Source organism: Sinomicrobium oceani (assembly GCF_900119185.1).
GTDB classification, from domain to species: Bacteria; Bacteroidota; Bacteroidia; order Flavobacteriales; family Flavobacteriaceae; genus Sinomicrobium; species Sinomicrobium oceani.
This window is the reverse complement of sequence record NZ_FPJE01000011.1, coordinates 90,242-91,927: the sequence shown is the minus strand read 5'-3', so window position 1 is coordinate 91,927 and position 1,686 is coordinate 90,242. Positions and strand designations below refer to the sequence as shown.

The 1,686-nt window shown below is 47.9% G+C and carries 2 protein-coding genes and 1 pseudogene; all 3 read left to right on the top strand.

Annotated elements, in window-relative coordinates; all coding sequences use genetic code 11:
* Positions 1-282: pseudogene (locus BT112_RS22070) on the top strand (hypothetical protein); the annotation flags it as partial.
* Positions 283-284: 2 nt separating this feature from the next.
* Positions 285-1,178 (top strand): type II CRISPR-associated endonuclease Cas1, encoded by an 894-nt coding sequence (cas1, locus tag BT112_RS11115; RefSeq protein WP_072317451.1) that lies wholly within the window; start codon positions 285-287, stop codon positions 1,176-1,178.
* Between the two features lie 85 nt (positions 1,179-1,263).
* Complete coding sequence (gene cas2, locus BT112_RS11110; protein ID WP_394333354.1) at positions 1,264-1,569, top strand: CRISPR-associated endonuclease Cas2; 306 nt, start codon at positions 1,264-1,266, stop codon at positions 1,567-1,569.
* The last annotated feature ends 117 nt before the right edge of the window (positions 1,570-1,686 follow it).

The following is a 1,686-nucleotide window of genomic DNA, read 5'->3' as shown; positions in this document are numbered from 1 at the left end:
GCCCCAAGCGGATCGGCCCCAAGCGGATCGGCCCCAAGCGGATCGCCCCCAGGCGGATCGGCCCGAGACAAATCCCACTTATCCTTCGACCCGGCAGGAATCATCACGGATTTAGATTTTAAAATATGGCAACGCAATTATTACGAAAAGATCATCCGGAATGAACGGGCATATCGCAATATTTCCGAATATATTAGGCATAATCCGAAGAAATGGGAGGAAGATAAACTTTATAAAAAGGAACCGCGAAAAGACAAGAGCCATAGGCCACAAAATCGTTAACGATGATAAAGCGCACTTTGTTTTTTGGCAATCCTGCTTACCTAAGCACCAAAAACGAGCAATTGGTAGTGAATTTCCCTGAGGAAGACCGCGCACCGGCAACCGTGCCGATAGAAGACCTGGGGTATATTGTGCTGGAAGATCCCCAGATCACGGTGACCAACGGACTGTTGATGAAACTGGTACAAAACAAAACGGCCGTGATTACCTGTGACAGGCAGCATTTGCCCTGTTCCTTTTTACAGCCGCTGACCGGCCATAGCGAGCAGACGGAGCGTATGCGGCACCAGTTGAATGCCAGTGTACCCCTGAAGAAAAATCTCTGGCAGCAAACCGTAGTGGCTAAAATACAGAACCAGGCAGCGCATCTGGCCGTACGTGGCCAATACGCTAAAAAACTGCAGCGCTGGGCAGGAGAGGTAAAGAGTGGGGACACCGAAAACCATGAGGCTATTGCGGCGGCACATTATTTTCAGTCGCTATTTGCCGATATTACAGCTTTCAGCCGTAACCAGAAAGGGGTGGCCCCCAACAACCTGCTCAATTACGGGTATGCGATATTGAGGGCAGTCACCGCCCGTGCCCTGGTGAGTAGCGGGATGCTCCCTTCGGTAGGGATATTTCATAGTAATAAGTACAATGCCTTTTGCCTGGCCGATGATGTTATGGAACCTTATCGCCCTTATGTGGATATTCTGGTGAGGGAGTTGGTGGATCAGGGAGAGTACATGGAACTGAATACCGAAATAAAATCTGCCCTGTTGGGCATACCGGCTATGGATGTGAATATCGATGGAAAGAAAAGTCCGCTGATGGTGGCGATGAGCCGGACAACCCATAGTTTATACGACTGTTTTGCGGGGATAAGCAGAAAAATACTATACCCGGAGCTATGAAAGACCCGGGAGCGCCCTCTTCCGGGATAACGATAGGGGACTTATGGACCAAGACAGATTTTCACGATTAAACCAATACAGATGTATGTGGGTACTGGTACTTTTTGATCTTCCGACGGAAACCCGGAAAGACCGGCAGGTGGCTACACGATTTCGAAAAAGCCTGCTGGATGATGGTTTTTCCATGTTCCAGTTTTCCATTTATATGCGATTTTGTGCCAGCAGGGAGAATGCGGACGTACACACCCGGCGGGTAAAAAAATCCCTGCCCAAACACGGCAAAGTATGTATCATGCAGATAACGGACAAACAGTTCGGTATGATCGAACTCTTTCATGGCCAAAAGGAAATAGAACCGGAAAAGCCCAGTCAACAGCTTGAGCTCTTCTAAAAACTGCTGCTATTTTTTAATCCTGGTATGGTCCATAAAAAACAGGATACCAGATTTTTAGAGCCGGTATCCTGTGAATCCTAATACAAGATACAATTTTGAAAGCAATTCACAACA

Coding starts and splice junctions, on each gene's coding strand:
- cas1 (WP_072317451.1), top strand. CDS start 285: ATGATAAAGCGCACTTTGTTTTTTGGCAATCCTGCTTACCTAAGCACC.
- cas2 (WP_394333354.1), top strand. CDS start 1,264: ATGTGGGTACTGGTACTTTTTGATCTTCCGACGGAAACCCGGAAAGAC.